At 60.9% G+C, this 3,470-nt stretch carries 3 protein-coding genes; 2 read left to right on the top strand and 1 reads right to left on the bottom strand.

Annotated elements, in window-relative coordinates:
* Positions 1-665: 665 nt before the first annotated feature.
* A complete protein-coding gene (locus P1J78_RS24370) occupies positions 666-1,100 on the top strand; it encodes a Ros/MucR family transcriptional regulator (protein ID WP_275569970.1) in 435 nt (144 codons plus the stop codon).
* Positions 1,101-1,452: 352 nt separating this feature from the next.
* Here P1J78_RS24370 and P1J78_RS24375 read toward each other — a convergent pair whose 3' ends face one another.
* The gene (locus P1J78_RS24375; protein ID WP_275569971.1) at positions 1,453-2,466 is read right to left on the bottom strand and encodes a tyrosine-type recombinase/integrase; all 1,014 of its coding nucleotides are present in this window, start codon (positions 2,464-2,466) and stop codon (positions 1,453-1,455) included.
* 105 nt (positions 2,467-2,571) lie between these two features.
* On the opposite strand from P1J78_RS24375, the gene P1J78_RS24380 reads away from it, so the two are divergent.
* Positions 2,572-2,757, top strand: a complete 186-nt coding sequence (locus tag P1J78_RS24380) for a hypothetical protein (protein ID WP_275569972.1) — start codon at positions 2,572-2,574, stop codon at positions 2,755-2,757.
* Positions 2,758-3,470: the final 713 nt, after the last annotated feature.

Consider the following 3,470-nt stretch of genomic DNA (forward strand, 5'->3'; position numbering starts at 1 on the left):
GTCCGTCCCGCGCATCATCACCTCCAGCATGCCGTGCAAAGGGTGAATCACGTTCTCAAACCCCTGTCGAGGCAGAGTTTTTCAGCAGCCTGTTATAGCACCGCCGACGCCGCCCGGCCGAACAACTGCTCCACCACCGCGATCCGGGCGCGCAGCAGCTCCGGGGCGTGCCAGTCCGTTTCGCGTGATCATTCAACGACGAAATCCCCTGGCTCCTTGATCCATTTCATCTTGTCGCGCTGCGCCTCTTCCACCGGCAGGGTGTCCCTTTCCTTCGGCGCCGGCGTCTGGTTCACGTTCCTCAGGTCGGGGCAACAGCCGGCAGCCCGTCGGGCTCCAGGCAGACGACCTGGCAGTTCTATCGTTGGATCGAGGGTATCCACCTGCCCTGCGCGTTGCACTGTTGGCGCTGCATCTGGGCCGGCGGCTGTTCAACCGAATCGGGGCGCGTTCAATTCCCGGACCGTCGTCGCGGCCACCCGGGCGTTAATACATGAAATCGGCTTCCCTTTATACGTGAAAAAACGTCTTCCCGATCCAAAAAGTCAGTATTGCTTTCGGTGAATATTCAGCTATGTCTCTGGGTTAGTTTGATTGCCAGTATCCAATGTCAGAACTTCCTGCCAACACAGACCCAACGCGAAGGACTTCGGATGACAGACGAAATGGCAGACTTCCAGGGCCAGAACGAGGAACTCCTCGCCCTGACCACCGAGATTGTCGCCGCCTATGCCGGGCGCAACCAGATTGCGCAGACCGACCTACCCGGCCTGATCCAGTCGGTGCATGCCACCCTGACGGGCCTGTCCGGCGGCGCCGGGGCGGACGCGGTCGAGGTGGCGCCGGTGGCCGAGGCTGCGCCGGTTCCGGCCGTGCCGATCGATTCCTCGGTGCAGAAGGACGCGATCATCTGCCTGGAATGCGGCAAGGGCTTCAAGACGCTGAAGCGCCACCTGTCGACCGAGCACGGCATGACGCCGGCCGAGTACAAGGAGCGCTGGCAGCTGTCCAAGGACTATCCGCTGGTGGCGCCGTCCTATTCCAAGCGCCGCGCCGACACCGCCAAGAAGATTGGGCTGGGCCGCAAGCCGAAATCCTGACGGACGCCCCCCGCCTTTTCGCGCAAGCGGAGAAAGAGGAAGGCGCCCAAGGGCGCCTTTCTTGTTGGACCCGGAACTTGGGGCTCATTGCGCTTCGTCCGGGAAAATGTTTCGCGCGCGAAACATTTGGGGTTAGTGGCGTTCGCGGAGCCAGCCCGGAAGCTCGTGCCGGAAGGTTTCGGTCGTGCCGACGCCGGACTTGAGATAGGGTCTGATACTCTCGACCGTACCGCGCCGACGCTTCGCTTTCGCCGCGGACGCGCATAGCACCGTCGCTCGGCTTTCTCTGCGCGGTGATTCCCCAAGGCTTCTATCAGCCGCTATGCGCAATGCAGAAGGAGTTGGATCGCTCCTATTTTCCGTTGCTGGCGTCGACTTTCTCGGGTTCCGTCGTGACGCCGTACGCATTGGACACCTGCGCCGCGGCGGATTGGCTGGCCAGAATTCGTCGACCGTACCGCGCAGGCATCTCGGGTGAACTCCAGCGGCCAGCCACCATGATTGACGAGAGGTCGCAGCCGATGCGGAAGGCATCCTGAACTCCGCCAACCCGCATGCTGTGCGCCGATACATCCTTGCGCCCGATGCAGCGCTTTATGATGCGCGAAACCGTTGCGGTGTTGAGCGGAGTCCTTTCTCCGCCAGGCTGAGACTTGGTGATCAGCGGATCGTCAGGCTCCAGGTCCGCCAATTCGATCCACTGCAGAGCAGCCATCGTGCCTGCCTCGGACAAGAAGGCGTAGGCGCCCTGACCGTACGGGTCGGTCTTCGAACGGGACACGAACAGCAGGCTGGTTCCGTCCTCCTGCCGACAGATGTCGCGCACCTTGAAGGCCACAAGCTCCGAAGCCCGGCACCAGCTATCCGTCAAGATCCACAGTAGCGCCTTGTTCCTGACGGCGGCCGGGCTGTCGCCAAGACGGTCAATGGCCGCCAAGACGTCCTTCTTGCCAAGGGCTGGTGCCTGACGGACAGCCGCCCCGTACTTCCGCTTCACCGACATCAGCGCCAGCTCCACGAGTCGGTGCCGGCATGGCGAGACTTCAAACGCGGAGCGGTGCATCTCCGCGATGGCCCAGAGACGGTTCTCAATCGTGGTGGCGCGGATTTTCCCGCCGAGCGCATCGACATACTCGGCAACAATGATTGGGCTGACGGGGGGCTCGCCGTCGTGGCCGTTTTCAGCGCACCAGCCTTTGAATGACCGGATGATCTGGTGGTAGCATCGGCGCGTGCCCGGCGCGAAGGCCGCCTCGGAGCGCTTACTGTATTCCTCGATCAGCGCCGCCCGCATTGGCATGGGGGCGCCGGCAAGCTTGGCCAGTACCTCCAGTCGCTCGTCTTCTCGATTGAATGCGACTTTCATCTTCTCCTCCCTGACTGTCCGAGGCGGTTTCCTGGACTTCGTTAACCGGATGTTAACCTTTTCGAAGCGAACGTGGGGCGGCGAAGGCAATGCGAGCAGGGCGACATGGCAGCAACCGATCAGGAACTGAAGGATTTGCTGCTCGATTACATCGCGCGCTTCGGATTCACCGAAAAGGCGCGAAAGGTGTTCGAACTCGAAACGCCACCGGAGAATGATCATGCAAAAGCCGAATCTGGCGGACCCGTGGGTGATATGCAGGCTGTCCGCCCGAACATTGCCAAAAATTGAAAGTCTGAAATGGGCTTGGGATTCCGGCCGGCGGTTCGTTCGCCGCGAAGCATCCCTTAGTCCGTTATCTTACCTTGAATTCTACCATCTGGTCCGTCGGGTGGGCACCCATGACCCAGTAGCTCACCACCAAGAGCCCTATCACAGCGAGAACCATTTTGACGGTGCTCCGCTGTCCTATCAGCCTCCAGCGCCGCGGCGAATACTTCGCAAGATGCTGGCGCCCCAAGGTGAACGTATCAGCCAAGCACAACGAAACATGCAGACAGAGAAGCGGCGGCAGAAGCAGAACCGAAGCAATCTGAGGCCGCCCCGAGCCGATGCCGGAAAGCAGAGAATCCGTTGGCGTCACATTTACAATGGATCGCCGACGGTAATGCCGACCGCGCGGATTGGATTTCCCTGTCGGCCGCATGTCGAAGTATCCCCATACGGAAACGTGCGACAAACCGAACGTCTTCGCCAGAAAAGCGTATAAAGCGAGCCTTGGTGCGTCAAGGCAACTCTAGCGTGTATCGTGAGCGCAGGGATTATCCTGTTTCAGCTCATGCATCCCCCCAGCCTCCGCGGCGCGCTTCATCGGCTTCAATCGTCAGGATCGCCGCGGCGGTTTCTGGACGTACCCCGTTTCTAAGCGCTTCGTCGACCAAGGATCTTACTGCCTCCCGAAGCTCCGTTGCGCTTCCAGGCGTTGCTGGCATTCTCTTCTACTC

Source organism: Psychromarinibacter sediminicola, from assembly GCF_029168335.1.
Classification (GTDB): Bacteria; Pseudomonadota; Alphaproteobacteria; order Rhodobacterales; family Rhodobacteraceae; genus Psychromarinibacter; species Psychromarinibacter sediminicola.

Coding starts and splice junctions, on each gene's coding strand:
- P1J78_RS24375 (WP_275569971.1), bottom strand. CDS start 2,466: ATGAAAGTCGCATTCAATCGAGAAGACGAGCGACTGGAGGTACTGGCC.
- P1J78_RS24370 (WP_275569970.1), top strand. CDS start 666: ATGGCAGACTTCCAGGGCCAGAACGAGGAACTCCTCGCCCTGACCACC.
- P1J78_RS24380 (WP_275569972.1), top strand. CDS start 2,572: ATGGCAGCAACCGATCAGGAACTGAAGGATTTGCTGCTCGATTACATC.